Origin of the sequence: Lichenicola sp. (genome assembly GCF_965198575.1) — a bacterium.
Lineage (GTDB): Bacteria > Pseudomonadota > Alphaproteobacteria > Acetobacterales > Acetobacteraceae > Lichenicola.
Window position 1 is genome coordinate 1,655,429 of the sequence record NZ_OZ240671.1, and the last position, 16,925, is coordinate 1,672,353.

Annotated in this window: 17 protein-coding genes; 7 read left to right on the forward strand and 10 right to left on the reverse strand. The window is 67.4% G+C overall.

Features of this window, described 5'->3' with window-relative positions; all coding sequences use genetic code 11:
- Positions 1-99: 99 nt before the first annotated feature.
- Positions 100-1,152 (reverse strand): cell division protein ZapE, encoded by a 1,053-nt coding sequence (gene zapE, locus ACOEQ2_RS07675; RefSeq protein WP_419730784.1) that lies wholly within the window; start codon positions 1,150-1,152, stop codon positions 100-102.
- Between the two features lie 373 nt (positions 1,153-1,525).
- Here zapE and ACOEQ2_RS07680 point away from each other — a divergent pair, with 373 nt between their 5' ends.
- The gene (locus tag ACOEQ2_RS07680; protein WP_419730785.1) at positions 1,526-1,810 is read left to right on the forward strand and encodes a hypothetical protein; all 285 of its coding nucleotides are present in this window, start codon (positions 1,526-1,528) and stop codon (positions 1,808-1,810) included.
- 77 nt (positions 1,811-1,887) lie between these two features.
- Positions 1,888-2,556: a 2OG-Fe(II) oxygenase gene (locus ACOEQ2_RS07685; RefSeq protein ID WP_419730786.1), complete on the forward strand. Its 669-nt coding sequence runs from the start codon at positions 1,888-1,890 to the stop codon at positions 2,554-2,556.
- Between the two features lie 173 nt (positions 2,557-2,729).
- Here ACOEQ2_RS07685 and ACOEQ2_RS07690 read toward each other — a convergent pair whose 3' ends face one another.
- From ACOEQ2_RS07690 to ACOEQ2_RS07730, 9 genes are all read right to left on the reverse strand, one after another.
- Positions 2,730-3,122 carry a hypothetical protein gene (locus tag ACOEQ2_RS07690; protein ID WP_419730787.1) on the reverse strand — a complete coding sequence of 131 codons (393 nt, stop codon included), beginning with the start codon at positions 3,120-3,122 and terminating at the stop codon, positions 2,730-2,732.
- Positions 3,080-3,301: a hypothetical protein gene (locus ACOEQ2_RS07695; RefSeq protein WP_419730788.1), complete on the reverse strand. Its 222-nt coding sequence runs from the start codon at positions 3,299-3,301 to the stop codon at positions 3,080-3,082. The genes ACOEQ2_RS07690 and ACOEQ2_RS07695 overlap by 43 nt, the downstream gene beginning before the upstream one ends.
- 156 nt (positions 3,302-3,457) lie before the next feature.
- Positions 3,458-4,471, reverse strand: a complete 1,014-nt coding sequence (locus ACOEQ2_RS07700) for an ABC transporter permease (RefSeq protein ID WP_419730789.1) — start codon at positions 4,469-4,471, stop codon at positions 3,458-3,460.
- 2 nt (positions 4,472-4,473) lie between these two features.
- The gene (locus ACOEQ2_RS07705) at positions 4,474-5,973 is read right to left on the reverse strand and encodes a sugar ABC transporter ATP-binding protein (protein WP_419730790.1); all 1,500 of its coding nucleotides are present in this window, start codon (positions 5,971-5,973) and stop codon (positions 4,474-4,476) included.
- Positions 5,963-6,976 carry a sugar-binding transcriptional regulator gene (locus ACOEQ2_RS07710; RefSeq protein ID WP_419730791.1) on the reverse strand — a complete coding sequence of 338 codons (1,014 nt, stop codon included), beginning with the start codon at positions 6,974-6,976 and terminating at the stop codon, positions 5,963-5,965. Before ACOEQ2_RS07710 ends, ACOEQ2_RS07705 begins: the two co-directional genes overlap by 11 nt.
- Complete coding sequence (locus ACOEQ2_RS07715) at positions 6,960-8,531, reverse strand: FGGY-family carbohydrate kinase (protein WP_419730792.1); 1,572 nt, start codon at positions 8,529-8,531, stop codon at positions 6,960-6,962. The genes ACOEQ2_RS07710 and ACOEQ2_RS07715 overlap by 17 nt, the downstream gene beginning before the upstream one ends.
- A gap of 24 nt (positions 8,532-8,555) precedes the next feature.
- The gene (locus tag ACOEQ2_RS07720; RefSeq protein ID WP_419730793.1) at positions 8,556-9,572 is read right to left on the reverse strand and encodes a galactitol-1-phosphate 5-dehydrogenase; all 1,017 of its coding nucleotides are present in this window, start codon (positions 9,570-9,572) and stop codon (positions 8,556-8,558) included.
- Between the two features lie 92 nt (positions 9,573-9,664).
- The gene (locus ACOEQ2_RS07725) at positions 9,665-10,630 is read right to left on the reverse strand and encodes a substrate-binding domain-containing protein (protein ID WP_419730794.1); all 966 of its coding nucleotides are present in this window, start codon (positions 10,628-10,630) and stop codon (positions 9,665-9,667) included.
- A 79-nt stretch (positions 10,631-10,709) separates the two neighbouring features.
- Positions 10,710-11,294, reverse strand: coding sequence for a hypothetical protein (locus ACOEQ2_RS07730; RefSeq protein ID WP_419731163.1), 585 nt, complete (start codon positions 11,292-11,294; stop codon positions 10,710-10,712).
- Here ACOEQ2_RS07730 and deoC point away from each other — a divergent pair.
- The 5 genes from deoC (at position 11,190) to ACOEQ2_RS07755 (ending at position 16,924) form a co-directional block, all read left to right on the forward strand.
- Positions 11,190-12,203 (forward strand): deoxyribose-phosphate aldolase, encoded by a 1,014-nt coding sequence (deoC, locus tag ACOEQ2_RS07735; RefSeq protein ID WP_419730795.1) that lies wholly within the window; start codon positions 11,190-11,192, stop codon positions 12,201-12,203. The two genes, ACOEQ2_RS07730 and deoC, sit on opposite strands and share 105 nt — an antisense overlap.
- A gap of 72 nt (positions 12,204-12,275) precedes the next feature.
- The gene (locus ACOEQ2_RS07740) at positions 12,276-13,337 is read left to right on the forward strand and encodes an autoinducer 2 ABC transporter substrate-binding protein (RefSeq protein ID WP_419730796.1); all 1,062 of its coding nucleotides are present in this window, start codon (positions 12,276-12,278) and stop codon (positions 13,335-13,337) included.
- Positions 13,338-13,351: 14 nt separating this feature from the next.
- On the forward strand, positions 13,352-14,875 hold the full coding sequence (locus tag ACOEQ2_RS07745) for a sugar ABC transporter ATP-binding protein (RefSeq protein ID WP_419730797.1): 1,524 nt from the start codon (positions 13,352-13,354) through the stop codon (positions 14,873-14,875).
- A gap of 13 nt (positions 14,876-14,888) precedes the next feature.
- Positions 14,889-15,929, forward strand: coding sequence for an ABC transporter permease (locus ACOEQ2_RS07750; protein WP_419730798.1), 1,041 nt, complete (start codon positions 14,889-14,891; stop codon positions 15,927-15,929).
- The gene (locus ACOEQ2_RS07755) at positions 15,926-16,924 is read left to right on the forward strand and encodes an ABC transporter permease (RefSeq protein ID WP_419730799.1); all 999 of its coding nucleotides are present in this window, start codon (positions 15,926-15,928) and stop codon (positions 16,922-16,924) included. Before ACOEQ2_RS07750 ends, ACOEQ2_RS07755 begins: the two co-directional genes overlap by 4 nt.
- Position 16,925 lies beyond the last annotated feature (1 nt).

A 16,925-nucleotide genomic window follows, 5' to 3' on the forward strand; every position in this document is an offset into this window, starting at 1 on the left:
CGAGGTATGCGGGTGGTTGGATGAAGACCCGCCGGAGAACCCGGAACCCGCCGGAAGGCCGGTTTTGCTAGTCCTTCATGCCCCGCTCCGCAAGCGCCGCTACTCGAGGTGCTGCAATTCCAGGTAGGCCTGCGTCTGCATCTCCTCGAGCCGGGAGGCGGTGCGCTCGAACGCGACGGCCCCCTCGCCATGCTCGTAGATCCGGTCCGGCTGGTCGGCGGCGGAGGCGATCAGCTTCACCCGCGCCTCGTACAAGGCGTCGATCAGCACGATGAAGCGCCGCGCCACGTCGAAATTTTCCGGCCCGAGGCGCGGGATGCCGTCGATGATCACGCTGCGGAAGCGCCGGGCCAGGGCCAGGTAGTCGCCGGCGCCCAGGGCCCGCGCACACAGCGCCTCGAAGTCGAATCGAGCGACACCTTCCGCGGCCATCGGCACCGGGACCTGGCGCCCCATCACCTCCAGCGCCTCCGAATGCGGTGCCTGCCCGCGGGCCAGCCGCTCGAACGCCGCATCGAGGGCCTGCTCCGCACGCTGGTCCGCCGGCGCATGCCAGGTCGGCAGGCCCCGGAGGTTGCCGCGCCGGTAGTCGCGCGGACTGTCGAGCAGCACGGTGTCGAGTTCCTGCCTGATGCGCGCGATGAACGGCTTGAAGGCGTCGGCACCTGGCCGGTTCTGGAACAGCGCCTCGGGCGCGGTATTCGAGGTCGCCACGATCACCACGCCGCGCCGGAACAGCGCATCGAACAGCCGCCCGAGGATCATCGCATCGGCGATGTCGTTGACCTGGAACTCGTCGAAGCAGAGCAGCATGGCCTCGGCGGCCACGGCATCGGCCAACGGCGGGATCGGGTCGGCGACCTCCGGGTGGGCGCGCTTGTACGCATGCACCTTGGCATGCGTCTCCTGCATGAACCGGTGGAAGTGGATGCGTCGCTTTGCCGCGACCGGCGCCTGCTCGAAAAACAGGTCCATCAGCATCGATTTACCGCGCCCGACCTGGCCGACCAGGTAAACGCCCCTTGGCGCCTTGGGGGGAGCACGGCCGGTCAGCCGGCCGATCAGGGAACGCGCGCGGGCTGTCGCCGGAGCCTGGAGCTGGTTCAGTTCCTGCCAAAGCCGGTCCAGCCGGGCTGCGGCGTCGAGCTGCACCGGGTCTTCCTCGAGAAGTCCTCGGCCGACGCGATCACGATACAGTGATAATGGGCCTTGTAACGCACCCTTGGGGTCGAGAGGTGCTCTACCAGTGCCTGCCGCATTGCCTCGCGGGTCCGGTCCCGGACCAGCCCCCAGGTCCGGTGCTCCGGTCTGCGTCATAACTTGGAAAGACGGCATCCGCCGCCGATACATCGAGTTCCTCGCAAGATCAATGATCTATGCCGCGTTGCACAAAAACCCTTCGCGTGAGAGCGGGGCGTGGCCTGTCTCATTTCGTATCAGGTTCAACGAAATGCGAGCGATGTAACCTTTCCAGCGGTTTGGCCATTGTTTCTGCGATGGTCTGTCCGATGACGGAGACGGTGCGATGAAGAAGACAATGCTGGCCCTGCCGCTGATGCTGGCGTTCACCGCCGCAGGTGCCCAGGCGTCGGAGCTGCGGATGACCGTCGAGAAGCCGCATTTCACGTGCGAAGGTCACGGCCAGCTGCTGTCACATGTCGCATACGTGCCAGGCGCCGACGCGTCGGGGGCGACCCGGCGGAATACCAGCGACGACGCACCCTTGCCTTGCTGCGATGGCCAGATCGGCTGCGCGCAGTTCCTGTCGACCAACACGATCCTGCATCCCAGCCATCCGCTGCGCGGCTAACCTGCATCCTTCCCGAGCTTGCACCCTCGGAAGCTGCGGACCTAACTAGCCGCCACTCCAGTGCGGATCCGCTGACGATGCCAGACACCCTCCCGCCACGCTCGCCACGCCAGCATGTCGATCTTGGCCTCGACTATGCCGGCTTCGCTCGTCCGGTGGCGACCGACCCGTTTCCTCACATCGTCATCCCGAACTTCGTTCCACCGGCGCAGCTCGAGGCGGTGTTGCAGTCGTTGCCCGGGATCCCGGGCGGTGGCTCCTATCCCCCGTCGGCGCTCAGGTTGCGGGGCGCGGCTGCCGACCTGGTGCACGAACTCGAAGGGCCGGCCCTGCGGGACGCGATCGCCACGCGCTTCGGACTGGACCTGGAGGGCAGCCTGACGATGCTGACCATGCGCGGCCGGACCCGGGAGAAGGACGGCCAGATCCACACCGACTCGACCGCCAAGCTGGTCACGGTCCTGCTGTACCTGAACAAGGCAAGTGCCGAGTGGACCCGCCAGGAGGGCTGCTTGCGCCTGCTGCGTGGCCCGGACGACCTCGAGGATTTCGCCGTCGAGGTGCCACCGGTCGATGGCACGCTGCTGGTGTTCCCGAACGGCCCGACCACCTATCACGGCCATCGCACCTTCGTCGGGCGCCGCTACGCCATCCAGCTGAACTACATGGCGTCCAGCGCCAAGGCCCGCACCGAGCTGCGTCGACACAAGCTGTCTGCGCTGGTCAAGCGCTTCACCCCGGGGTGACAACCAGCGCCTGACCGCTGACGCCCCATCTACGGCGCGCCCGAGCCTGGACCTGCTTGAGGCATGTCTTGCGGTCGCGCGGCGCTTCAGCTTTTCGAAGCCGGCGGCGAGACCCGGGGCCGCTGCCTCCGCTTTCGGCCATGTCGACCGTGGTCAGCTGAGCGGCCAGCGGTTCAGCAGCCCGGCCATCCTTGGTTTGCATATAGGCTCACGATGAACCAGTCAGGTTCGAGCTGACGCACATACACAACCTGGCAATCATAGACGATTTTCCTTGCGTTCCAGCTCTCGGCAGCAACGCGCGCAAGAGCGCCACTCCGGTCGAACGCGAGATCTGCCTCCTCATCCGTCCCGAGGCCGCCCCAAACTCGCCAGAGCATGTGTCGCGGGTTCGGGTCGAACGCATCCACAAACGATGCAGGTCGAGAATTCACTATCCGCTTGTAGCTCTCCGACCAGACGAGCCAGCGCAAGCCGTCCCCGAAACGATCCCCCGCCTCGAGGAGGCCGACCCAGATCCCGATCAGACAAGCCCCGACGAGAAGGTCGGCCAGCCTGCGATCCATTTCGGCCGCAAGCCAAAGCGGGTCAGGCAGACGATGAAGAAGAGCGCCAGGACGGGCAGCAAGAGCAGAAAGGTTATCTGCATGTAAAAGAACGCACTGCTTAGAACCGCCGACGCGAGACACGCGGGGAATGCCAGCCGACGGTAATAACGCACAGGTTCTCCGGGGACCTGCATCATGGTGCTTACCAGGATTGCTGCCGACCAGGACGTATAAGCCTCACGTCTCCAACCGGCCACCTGCCCGGGCGCGTTCCCTGCTTAGGCCGCGACTGCCCCGGCTGACGCACCGCCATTCAGGCGATCACCGCCGGCGTCCCTCGAGCCTGCCCGGTCTCAGCGCCTGCCCTGGCGGCTGTCGATCGCGCGGTTCAGCAGGATGGCGGCGATGATGATCAGGCCGGTGATCGTCATCTGGTAGAACGAGCCCAGCCCGAGCAGGTTGAAGATGTTGCGCAGCACCTGCAGCAGCATCACCGCGAACAGCGTGCCCACCACGCCGCCGCGTCCACCGAACAGGCTGGTGCCGCCCAGCACCACCGCCGCAATGGCGTCGAGCTCCATCCCCTGCGCCGCGGTCGGCTGGCCGATCCGTAGCCGCGCGGTCAGCAGCACGCCGGAGAGCGAGGCGAGCAGCCCCGACACCGCGAACACGATGGTCACGATCAGCTTCACCGGGAGCCCCGAAAGGCGCGCCGCTTCTGCGTTTCCGCCAGTCGCGAACACGTATTCGCCGAACACGGTGTAACGCAGCACCAGGGCGGCGATGCCCCAGACGGCCAGGAACAGCAGCGCCAGCACCGGGAACGCGAAGCCGGGAAGCAGCGGCACCTGCAGCGAGCCGAACATGCCGAAGCCGTGCGGCAGGCCGCCGATCGGCACGCCGTTCGACATCAGGTAGGTGACGCCGCGCACCGTCACCAGCCCGGCCAGGGTGACGATGAAGCTCGGCACCGCCGCATAGGCCGAAATGGCACCGAGCAAGGCGCCGATCGCCGCACCGGTCAGCAGCGCCGCCGCGATCGCCAGCAGCGGTGGAATGCCGGCCGCCATCAGCAGCGACACCACCATGCCGCCGCACGCGACCACGCTGCCGACGGACAGGTCGATGTTGGCCGTCAGGATCACGAAGGTCATGCCGATCGCGACGATGCCGACGATGCTCGCCTGCTGGAACAGGTTCGAGATGTTGCGCACCGTCAGGAAGTCGTTCGACAGCAGCGTCGCGATCACCACGACGGCGAAGAAGATGACGATGAAGTTGTAGCGCAGCATCAGCTCGACGATGCGGCGTCCGGACAGTGACGGCGTCGCGGGTCTCGGACTGGCGGGATGCGCGAGCGTGCTCATGATCAGGTCTCCGTGGTCCGATGGCCGACCAGGCCCGCCTTCAGGATGTCGTCGCGCGACGCGATGGTGGGGTCGAAGCAGCGCACGTTGCGCCCCTCGTGGAACACCCAGATGCGGTCGCAATTGACGTAGATCTCATCGAGCTCGCTGCTGGCGACGATGATCGCGGCACCGTCCTCGGCCAGCCTGCGGATCAGCGCATACAGCTCGGCCTTGGCGCCGACATCGAGGCCGCGCGAGGGCTCGTCGAGCAGCAGCATCCGGCTGCCCTCGACCACCCATTTCGAGAACACGACCTTCTGCTGGTTGCCGCCGGACAACTGCCGCACCGGCTGGTCGAGGGTGCCGTAGCGCGTCGAGAGATCGGCCAGCACCGGGCTCGCGCCGCGCCGCATCCGCTCGTGCGAGATGAAGCGGCGGCGCCGGAGCGAGGGCAGCATGGCGTTGCGGTAGATCGCGGAGTCCAGCACCAGCCCCTGGGTCTTGCGATCCTCCGGCACCAGCGCCACGCCGCGGGCGATCGCCTCACCTGGCCGGCTCGGGCGATACGCCTGGCCGCCGAGCTCGATCTCGCCGGTGCTGGCGAGGTCGCCGAACAGCGCGTGCAGGAAGCTGGTGCGGCCGGAGCCGTTCAGCCCCGACAGCCCGATGATCTCGCCCTCGCGGACCGACAGGTCGCGCACGTCGAGCCCCTGCGGACCCTGCAGCCGACGCACCGAGAGCGCCACGGTGTCGCGCGCCGGCTTGCGGGCACTCCGTTCCAGCAGTGCCTGGTTGCGACCCAGCACCGCCTCGACCAGCGTCTGCTCGGGCGTCCCGGCGACGTCGAAGGTCTCGACCGTGCGGCCGTTGCGCAAGGCCGTGACGCGATCGCCGATCGCCCGGATCTCGTTCATCCGGTGGCTCACATACAGGATCGCGATGCCGGCCCGCGCAAGCTCGCGGATCACCTCGAACACCCGCTCGAGCTCGGTCTCGTTCAGCGCCGCCGAGGGCTCGTCCATGATGATCACCTTGGCGTCGAGCGTCAGGGCGCGGGCGATGGCGGTCAGCTGCTGGTTGGCGATCGACAATGATCCGACCAGCGCGGTCGGACCGAACCCGGCGCCGACCCGATCCAGCGCCGCCTGGGCGATGCGCAGCCGGCGGCTCCGGTCGATCAGCCCGAAACGTCCCGGCACCCGGCCCAGCAGCATGTTCTGGGCGACGGTCAGCTGCGGCACCAGGTCGAGCTCCTGGTAGATCATCGAGATGCCGGCCTGGGCGGCTTCGAGCGGGGTGCGGAAATGCCGTTCCACCCCGTCGAGCGTCAGGGTGCCGCGAGTCATGCCGTGGGCGCCGGCGATCACCTTGAGCAGCGTGCTCTTGCCGGCCCCGTTGGCACCCAGCAGGCAATGCACCTCGCCGCGCCGGATCGACAGCGAGGCCTCCTCGAGCGCAACCACGTTGCCGGGAAAGATCTTGGCAGCGCGGTCGACGGCGAGAACGATGTCAGGCGCCACGGGCCGCCTCGATCGCGACCAGCGCCGTCTGTTCGTCGGTCACCAGCACGTTGATCAGCCGCGACTTCAGGGCCGCCAGCACCACCGGATGCTTGGCCCGCCCGACCGCGATGCCCATCGAGATCGCCTTGCCCGGGAGCTCGGCGGGATCCAGCCCGATGGTGCGGGCGTCCAGCGCGGTGTCGACGACGGCGCCGTTGCGGTCGACGAACCGGCCCAGCACGTCGCCGACGGCACCGGCCTTGCGCAGCCGCGCGATCTCCGCCTCGGTGATGTAGCCGGACCCGACCAGCACGGATTCCGGGGTCATGCCGCCAAGCCCGAAGCACACCACCGGCGCCTCGCGGCCGAGCGCCAGCACGCTCTCGATCACCGGATCCTGCTCCAGCACGGCGCGGGTCTCGGCGCGGCCGACGATGGCCGGCACCGGCAGCACGGTCGCGCGCCCGTTGCCGGCGACCGCGAACAGCTCAGCGATGTTGTTGGTGCGCGTGGCACTGGCGCGGATGTTCATCGCACCGTTCAGCAGCACCACCTCGACGCCATCGTTCCAGCCGCGCGGGAGCCAGTGCGCCACCGCGGCCATGGTGTGGCCCCAGGACACGCCGACCAGCATCGGCCGCGGCGTCAGGGCGGCAAGGAACTGGCCCGCCGCCTGCGCCACGCTGTCGACCATCAGCCCGTCATCGTTGCCCACCACCGGCACGACGATCGCCTCGCGCAGCCCGTGCGCGCGCTGCAGCCGGCTCTCGAGATCCGGACGGCGCTGCGCCCGCGGCACGATCTCGATCCGCACCACCCCCTGCTCGCGCGCGTCCTTGAGAAGGCGGGCGACCTGCCAGCGGGTCAGGCCGAGCGACTTGGCGATGTCGCCCATCGTGCGGTCGAGGTCGTAATACCCCTTCGCCGCCTGCACCATCAGCGACTCGCGGCCGGCGCTGGACAAGGTGCGGAGGTCGATCTCGTCGTGTGCCGTCGGGGACACGTCAGTAAGCTCGCGCATCAGGAGTGTCCTTCTGTCGTTGCTGCACCGGCAGCGGTCCGGCAGCGCGCACTTCCTGTGCCGCCAGCTTGTGCAGGATCGGCGTGAGGCAGGCGGTCGCCTCCCGGTAACGCTCCAACCCATCGAGATAGTACTGGTGCACCGACAGGTCCGGCTCGATCGTCCGGCCGCCGCGCGCGACACCGGCGCTCGCCGTGCGCAAGTCGGGGAACAGCCCCACCCCGGTCGCAGCCGCGGCTGCGGTGCCGACAATGGTCAGGTTCTCTTCCGCCGCGAGCTGCACCGGCAAGCCGATCGCGTCGACCGTCGCCCGCAGCCACAGCGCGTTCTTGGCATACCCGCCGGCGCTGACGATGCGCTCGATCGGCACGTCGACCGACCGCGCCTGCGCCACCACGTTCGCCGACGCCAGCGCCACACCCTCCACCGCCGACCGATACAGTGCCGCACGATCATGCCCGAGCGACAGCCCCAGCAGCGCGCCGCGCAGATGCGGATCACGATAAGGGGTGCGGTTGCCCATGAAGTAATCGAGCGTCATCAGGCCGGTATGCGTCGGCGGCAGGCGGCCCGCCTCCTCGATCAGCAGCCGGGTGCCTTCCCGGTCGAGCTGGAAGATCTGCCCGCTGAGCCAGGACAGCACCGAACCCGCCGATACCTGCCCGCCCTCGACCAGCCACAGCCCCTCGATCAGCGCATGTGGATACGGGCCCCAGAACCCCGGCACCGGACGGTCCTCGGGGAGGTGGAACAGATGCACCACCGAGGTGCCACCGATCATCAGCAGGTTGCCGGGGTCGACCGTATCGGCGCCGAGGATGCCGATATGCGCGTCGATGCCGCCCTGGGCCACGACCGGACGCTGCCCGCCCAGACCGAGATGGGCGGCTGCCGCGTCCGAAAGCGCCTCGATCGCCGTGCCGACCGGCAGCACTGTGCCCGGCATCCGGCGGGTCAGTTCGGGGGCCCCGAAGCTGTCATAGAGCTCCGGGTGGAATCGTCCCTCGTTCCCGTCATAGTTCCATTTGCAGGTGGCGTTCATCCGCGAGCCGACCCAGCGCCCGGTCAGGCGGTAATTCAGCCAGTCCAGGCACTCGCAGATGACGTCCGAGGCCGCGTAGGTGTCCGGCTCATGCGCCGCGAGCCACATCGCCTTGGGGACAAGCCACTCGGCCGCGTCGCTGCCGCCGCTCTGCTCCATCACCGGATGCCGGCTCAGGGCGGTGCGCGCGGCTTCGGCGCCGGCGCGGCAATCCATCCAGAGCAGCGCCGGCCGCAACGGCGTGCCGTCCATCCGGCAGGCGACCACGGTGGAGGCGGTGGTGGCGAGGGCCACGCCATCGATGGTCGGGTGGCCGGCCAGCTGCATGGTCTGCCGGCAGGCGAGGCCGAGCGCATCCCACCAGGCTGCCGGCGACTGCTCGGCCCAACCGGGCTGCGGATGGTGCGTCTCGTAGGTCTGCTCGGCGGTCGCCACGATCGTGCGGCGGTCCAGGTCGAACAGCCCGACCCGAACGCCGCCGGTGCCGAAATCGAACCCCAGGAGCAGGCCCATGCGATGGCTCCCCGGCTGGACCGCCTAGGGCCGCACCATCACCTTGGAGATGAACTCGTTCCGCTCACGGAATTTGTTCATCGTGTTGGGCAACTCGTCGAGGCCGGGCTCATGGGTGATCATGAACTCCCAGCGCAACTCGCCGGTGCCGAGTTTCTCGAGCGTGGTGGTCCATTGCGGGCCGGGGAACGGCGCGCCGAAGGAGTTCCACGATCCATGCAGGGACACTTCCTGCCGCAGCATGTGATTGAAGGTCGCGACCTCGAGCCCGACATCCTGGGTCGGGATGCCGATGAACACCACGTGGCCGCCTGGCCCCGCCAACTGCACCGCCAGGTTGGCCGTCGAGGGGTGACCCGCCGCCTCGATCACCAGGTCGCAGGGCGGCACTTCGGGACGCGGGCCGTGGCTCAGGAAGGTGTGGGTGGCGCCGGCCTCGCGCGCCTGCTCCAGTTTCTGCTCCGAGACGTCGACCGCGACCACCTGCGACGCACCCATCAGGCGCATCCACTGGATCGCGAACAGCCCGATCGGTCCGCAGCCGATCACGCCGCCGGTGTTGCCGATGGTGATCGGGCTCTTCCAGATCGCGTGCAGGGCGATCGAGGCCGGATCGGTCATTGCCGCGGCACGCGGATCGATCCCGGCCGGCGTCTTCAACAGGTTGCCGCGCGGCACGGCAACGTATTCGGCGTAGGCGCCATCACGACGGCTGCCGAAATAGTCGTAGTCCCGGCAACGCGAGAAATTGCCGGTCAGGCACTGGTCGCAACGCCGGCACGGGATCAGCGGCGCCACCGACACCAGCTCACCATCGGCGTAACCCTCGACGTGGTCGCCGATCTCGACGATATGGCCGGAGAACTCGTGGCCACAGATGATCGGCATGCGATGCGCGCCCTTGGTTAGCATGCGCGGAATATCCGAACCGCACACGCCGCACGCTGCCACCCTGAGAAGCACGTCGTCCGGTCCCGCCACCGGCTTCGGCACGTCCTCGACCCGGATATCGCCCGGGGTGTACATGACAGCTGCGCGCATCGGTTGGCTCTCCTTTGGAGATTTGGCTAAGACCTGAATTTTGTCAGGATCTTGTCAGGATCGTCCGCGTCTCGGTGCGCCGCCTCGTAAACCTACTTGCGCTTCGCGAAAAGACCGCTGGTGTCGAATTGTCCGACCGTCTGCTTGTCGATCAGCGCTGTCCCCGCATCGATGAAGGCCGGCACCTTCTGGCCGCTTGCGATCTTCTGCGCGGTCTCGATGGTGACGGCGCCGAGCCGGATCGGATCATTGGATGCGGTTGCGACATACTGGTTGCCAGTGGCGATATCGTTCACCGCCTCGGACAGCCCATCGACGCCGGCTACCAGCACGTCCTTGCGATTGTTCTCGCGCAGCACCTGCAGCGCGCCCAACGCCATGTCGTCGTTATGCGCATAAACCGCCTTCACGTCCGGATTCGATTGCAAGAGATCCTGCATCGCCGTGACGGCATTCGAACGCACGTATTCAGCGTACGGGCCCATAACCACTTTATCGCCGGCAGCCTGCACGACCTTGTTGAAACCATCGCGCCGGGCTGCCATCACCGTGCCGCCGGCATCGCCCTGGATCTCGATGATCTTGGCTCCGGATCCGGCCTGCTTCAGCCGCTCGGCCACCACCTCGCCCACGATCTGGCCCATCTTCTCGTTGTCGCGGCCGACATAGGTGACGACATCGCCGTGGATCGCGCGGTCGACGGTCATGACCGGGATATGGGCGTCGCTCGCCGCGGACAGCGCCGGTGCCACGGCATCGGGGTTGACCGGGTTGATGATCAGCACCTTCACGCCGCGGGTGATGAGGTCCTGGATGTCGTTGTTCTGCTTGTTCACGTCGCCATTCGCATCGAGCACCACGAGCGTGTCGCCAGACGCCTTGGCCGCAGCTTCCGCACCGGTCTTGAGCTGTACATAGAAGGGCGACTGCAGCGTTGCCTGGCTGAAGCCAATCAGCAGGCCGGCCGCGGAAGCACTCCCGCCGGCAGTCATCCCCGAGCCCAGCGCCAAAGCGCCAAGGGCCACGGCACCGATACTAATCCGGAACGTCCCAACCATGATCTTTCCTCACATATGAGCGTTTCTCGCTCTTATGAGGCATGGCGATAATCGCTCGGCGACATTGTGTCAATCACCTTCAGCCGCGATCTGTGATGATCTGCTCGAAAGCGTTGGCAGATGCGAACCAGGCCGGCATCACCCGGTCCAGCTTGCTGGCATCGATCACCAGGAAGGAGCGCATTGCCCGTTCCAGGACCGCCTGCTTCACCGGCACCTCGTTGAAGTTCGAACAGCTCACCCCGAGCGTCGGGTGCAAGCCGCCCGCCGACAGGAACGCCTTGTTGATGCCGAGGCGCTCCAGGCTGCGTAACGCCTCCTCTGCCAAAAAAGTTGCTGAAGCGGAATGGAAGAGCCCTCCGAGCATGAACAGCTGCGCGCGCTGCATGCGGCTTGCGGCATTGGCGACGTTGAGCGCGTAACAGACGATGGTGACGTCGAGGTCGATCGGCAACGCCGCCATCAGATGCGGCATCGTTGTTCCGCAATCTACGAAGATCGTATCCCCCGGCTCGACCAGCGCGGCCGCCCGCCGACCTGCCTCAACCTTGGCTCCCAGATGGCTGCCCTGCTCGAGATCCAGCCGATAGCCGGCAGCATTCCCCGGCCGGCGATCGACGACATGGCCGCCCAGCAGATCCAGCCCTGCGCCGCCATCCGCCAGGTCGCGCCGGAGGGTCATCGTCGACACACCGAGTGCGCGCGCAGCATCGACCAGCCGGAGCGAGCCGTCGCGGCCGGCCAGCACGCGCAACCGCTGCAGCCGCATGGCACGACGATCGACGGCATCGCTTCGGGGATCCCCCGACTGAACGGGCGGGTTGACGTCGATCAGCTTCATGTGACTATAATACCAAATGTGAACAATTTAACAAGGACCGCGGTCATGTCGGATGCAGTATCAGGCGCCGCACTGGCGCTGATGATCGACCACACGATCCTGAAGCCCGACGCCACCCGCGCGCAGGTCCGCACCTTTTGCGACGAGGCCAGGCAGCACGGCTTCCGCTCGGTGTGCGTCAACTCGGTGCATGTGCCGTTCGTGGCCGACCAGCTACGTGGCAGCGACGTGCGGGTCTGTTCGGTGGTGGGCTTCCCGCTCGGCGCCATGCCGGCCGCAGTCAAGGCGGCGGAAACCAGGGCGGCGATCGAGGCCGGGGCCCAGGAAATCGACATGGTGATCCAGATCGGCGCGCTGAAGGAGGGCCGGCTCGACGACGTACGCGACGATATCGCCGCGGTGCGCGAGGCCTGCGGCGGTGCGGTGCTGAAGGTGATCATCGAGACCTGCCTGCTGAACGACCAGGAGAAGCGCGACGCGTGCCGGCTTTCGGTCGAGGCGGGTGCGGATTTCGTCAAGACATCGACCGGCTTCTCGACCGGTGGCGCCACCACCGAGGATGTCGCCCTGATGCGCGGCGTGGTCGGGCCGGATCTCGGCGTGAAGGCGTCCGGTGGAGTTCGCACGATCGAGGCGGCGCACGCGATGATCGCCGCCGGCGCGAACCGCATCGGCACCAGCTCCGGCATCGCCCTGGTGACCCAGACAGCACCGGTTGCCGGCAGCTATTGAGCGTTTCACATTAGACCAAACGTCACGGGCAAGCACGGCAGCGACAAGCCGGCAGCCTTCAGGGGAACCACCATGATCCACATCACGCGTCGCCACTTCTCCCTCCTTGCAGGTTCGAGCGCCCTTCTCGCCGGGTCCGGGTTGCCGGCCTTCGCCGCGGACCAGGCGGTCGATACCGCCGGGGTGTCCAAGGACATCACCGCCAAGGCCACCAAGAAATACTCGATCGGCACGGTGGTGAAGGTCGACGGCATCGCCTGGTTCGACCGCATGCGGGTGGGCGTGAAGCAGTTCGGCGCCGATACCGGGCACGACACCTGGATGGTCGGGCCGAGCCAGGCGGATGCCGCCGCCCAGGTGCAGATCGTCGAGACGCTGATCGCGCAAGGTGTGGACGCGATCTGCATCGTTCCGTTCTCGGTCGAGGCCGTCGAGCCGGTGCTACAGAAGGCGCGCGACCGTGGCATCGTGGTGATCTCGCACGAGGCCTCGAACCTTGCCGCGACGGACTACGACATCGAGGCGTTCGACAACCACGCGTACGGCGCCAAGCTGATGCAGGATCTCGGCATGCAAATGGGGGGCGAGGGCGGCTACATCGCCACCGTCGGCAGCCTGACCTCGACCTCGCAGAACGAGTGGATCGATGGCGGCGTCGCCTACCAGAAGGCGAACTTCCCGAAGATGCACCAGGTCGCCCAGCGCATCGAAACCAACGACGACGCCACCACCGACTACAACAAGCTGAAGGAAGTCCTGACCACCTATCCGGACCTGCGCGGCATCCTCGGTGCGCCGATGCCGACCTCGGCCGGTGCCGGACGGCTGATCGCCGAGCGTGGGCTGAAAGGAAAGCTGTTCTTCTCCGGCACCGGCCTGGTTTCCGTTGCAGGCCAGTACCTCAAGGATGGCGACATCGACTACATCCAGTTCTGGGACCCGGCGATCGCCGGCTACGCCATGAACATCCTGGCGGTGATGGCGCTGACCAAGAAGCCGATCGCGTCGGGCCTGAACCTTGGGTTGAAGGGCTATGAGAGTTTGGCCGTTGCCGATCCGAAGCGTACGAACGTGCTGGACGGCAAGGGCTGGGTCGGCGTCACCAAGGACAACATGAGCCAGTACAACTTCTAAATATTGCTCCGCGCATGACCACACCGCTTCTCGAACTGCGCGACATCGCCAAGAACTTCTCTGGCGTAAAGGCGCTGGACGGTGTGTCGCTCAGCATTTCCGCCGGCGAGATCCATTGCCTCGCCGGCGAGAACGGCTCCGGCAAGTCGACGCTGATCAAGGTGGTGTCGGGGGTAAATACCGTCGATGCGGGAGAAATCCTGATCGACGGGAAGCCCGTGGAGCAGATGACGCCGCGGCTGGCGATCGCGCTCGGCGTGCAGGTGATCTACCAGGATTTCTCGCTGTTCGGGAACCTGACGGTTGCCGAGAACCTCTCCATCGGCGCCGAACTGCGCGAACGGAAGCGCATCGTGAACTGGCGGCGGATGCGCGCCCATGCCGAGGCCGCGGTGCAGCGGCTCGGCGTGCATCTGGACCTCGACGCCACCGTCGACAGCCTGCCGACCTCCGGCCGCCAGTTGGTGGCAATCGCCCGCGCGCTGATGGCCGACCCGCGGCTGCTGATCATGGACGAGCCGACCACGGCACTCACCGGACGCGAGGTGGCCACCCTGTTCGGGGTGGTGCGCGACATCCAATCGCGCGGCATCGCGGTGCTGTTCGTCAGCCACAAGATGCGCGAGATGCTCGATATCAGCGAGCAGCTGACGGTCCTGCGCTCCGGCCGCGTGGTGGCCGGCGGTCCGATCGGCAAGTTCGACGAGGCGGCGATCACCCGCGCGATGACCGGCCTCGATATCGCCGAGGACCCGTATGTGTGGACGGCCACCGGCTTCGCAGCACCGGTGCTGGAGGTGCAGGGGCTCTCGGTTCCTGGCGAACTCGAGGACGTGTCGCTCACCGTGCAGCCGGGCGAGATTGTCGGCATCGCAGGGCTGCTCGGCTCCGGTCGGACCGAGCTGGCGCTGGCGCTGTTCGGGTTGCGTCCGCGCCATACCGGCACGGTCCGTATGGACGGCAAGGCGGTGCGCCTCACCAGCGTGCACAAGGCGATCGAGCAGCGCATCGCCTACGTTCCGGAGGACCGGCTGACCGAGGGGCTGTTCCTGCCGGAGACGATCGACCGCAACATCGTCGCGGCCTCGCTCGACGTGCTCAGCCGGTTCGGCGTGATGCGGCCCGGGCAGATGGCGAACGCGGCCGCCACCACAATTCGCGAGATGGCCATTGCCACCCCCACCGGTGACCGGCCGGTGACGCAGCTCTCCGGCGGCAACCAGCAACGCGTGGTGATCGGCCGCTGGCTGTTGCAGGAGCCGCGGCTGCTGATCCTGAACGGCCCGACCGTCGGCGTCGATGTCGGGTCCAAGGCCGGCATCCACCGCGCGATCCGCGCCCTCGCCCGCGAGCGTGGCCTCGCCGTGCTGATGATCTCCGACGACCTCCCCGAGCTGGTCGGCAACTGCAACCGCGTCCTGGTGATGCATCGCGGCCGGCTCGCCGAGGAGCTGCCCGGCGTGCTCCACGACCAGGGCACGGAAGGCCTGCGCGACGCCGAACGCACCCTCTCCGACCACCTGAAGGTGCTCGCATGACGAAGGCCGGGGCATGACCACCGCCACCCTCGAACCTGCCGGGGCCCCCACCCGGAACTGGGCTGCAACACTCGGTGCCGCGCTGCTGCGTCGGCCGGAGCTTGCGGTGGGCGCGCTGGCGCTGGTGTCGATGCTGGTGATCGGCAGCATCAACCCGGCGTTCTGGAACGCCGGCAACCTGTTCAGCCTGCTGCGCGCCAACGTCATCATCGGCATCCTCGCGCTCGGCGTGATGCTGGTGATGCTGTCCGGCGGCATCGACGTGTCGTTTCCGGCCTTCGCCATCGCCGCGATGTACCTGACCATCAAGGCGATGATCGCCTGGCCGTACGACGGCGTGGTGCTGCCGTTCGTGATGGCGACCGGCATCGGACTGCTGCTCGGGCTGGTCAACGCGGTGTTCGTGCACGGCCTCCGGATGATCCCGCTGATCGTGACGCTCGGCACCGGCACAGCGGTGCGTGGCCTGCTGCTCGGCGCGGTCGGCGCCAGCCAGATCAACATCGACCACATGCCGCCCGCCCTGATCGCTTTCGGCCGCACCGAGCTGTTGCAGGTCACCCTGAACAATGGCGAGCATGTTGGGCTCTCGGCGATGGTGCTGGTGTATCTGGCGCTGGCGATCGGCGTGCACCTGATGCTGCGCTACACCCTGATCGGCCGCAGCATCTACGCACTCGGCGGCGGCGAGGAGGCGGCACGGCGCGCCGGGTTCAGCGTGCGCGGCACGGTGTTCTTCATCTACGGGCTGGCGGGGGCGCTCGCCGGGTTCACCGGCCTGCTGCACGGCTCGATGATCTGGATCGCCAATCCGCACGACATGGTCGGCATGGAGCTCGACGTGATTGCCGCGGTGGTGCTGGGCGGCGTCAGCATCTTCGGCGGCCGCGGCAGCGTGCTCGGCACCATGCTCGGGGTGTTCACGCTGGTGATGCTGACCAACAGCCTGATCATCATGCATATCGACACCACCTGGCAGCGCATCGTCACCGGCAGCATCGTGATCGTCGCCGCCGGACTGACCTCATGGCGTGACCGGAGGCGCGCGCGATGAGCGGCACCCGCACGCCCGGATTGCTCCGGCGCATCGACCCGGCGCTGCTGCAGATGGCGGCGCTGACGGTGCTGATCTTCGCCGCCATGTCGATCCTCGACCCGGCGAAGTTCCTGCGGCCGTACGTGTTCGAGTCCATCACCTACGTGGCGCCGGAACTCGGCCTGCTGTCGATCGCGATGATGCTGTCGATGCTGACCGGCGGCATCGACCTGTCGGTGATCGGCATCGCCAACCTGGCCGGCATCCTGGCGGGGCTGTACTTCCACGCCCATGGCGGCGCGCGCGGCCCCGGGCTGATGCACATGGCCGCCGGCCCGGTGGCGTTCGGCGTGCTGATCGCGATCGCCACCGGAATGGTAGGGGGCGCGATCAACGGCCTGCTGGTGGCACGCGCGCGCATCACCCCGATCCTGGCGACGATCGGCTCCGGGCAGATCTTCACCGGCATCGCCCTGGTGCTGACCGGCGGCCCGGCGGTGGTCGGCTTCCCGACGCTATGGGGCGCGATCGGCAACGGCAGCCTGCACGGCGTGGCGATCCCGCTGCTGGTGTTCCTGGGCCTGGCGATCCTGGTGGCGCTGATGCTCACCCGCACCAGCTTCGGCATCTCGCTGAAGCTGATCGGCACCAGCCTGCGCGCCGCCACCTTCGCCGGGCTGCATACCGGGCGCACCATCTTCTTCTCGTACGTGCTCAGCGGCACGCTCGCCAGCATCGCCGGCATCATCCTCTCGGGCCGCACCAATGCCGCCAAATCCGATTACGGCGTCTCCTACCTGCTGGAAGCGGTGCTGATCGCAGTGCTGGGCGGCACCAATCCGGCCGGCGGCAGGGGATCGGTCGCCGGCATCGCGTTGGCCCTGGTGGCGCTGATGCTGCTCTCGTCGGGATTACAGCTCATGCGGTTCAGCAACTTCCTGGTGGATTTCATCTGGGGCGCCTTCCTGCTGCTGTCGATCGCGCTCAACGCCCTGCGCACCCGGAAGCGCTGAC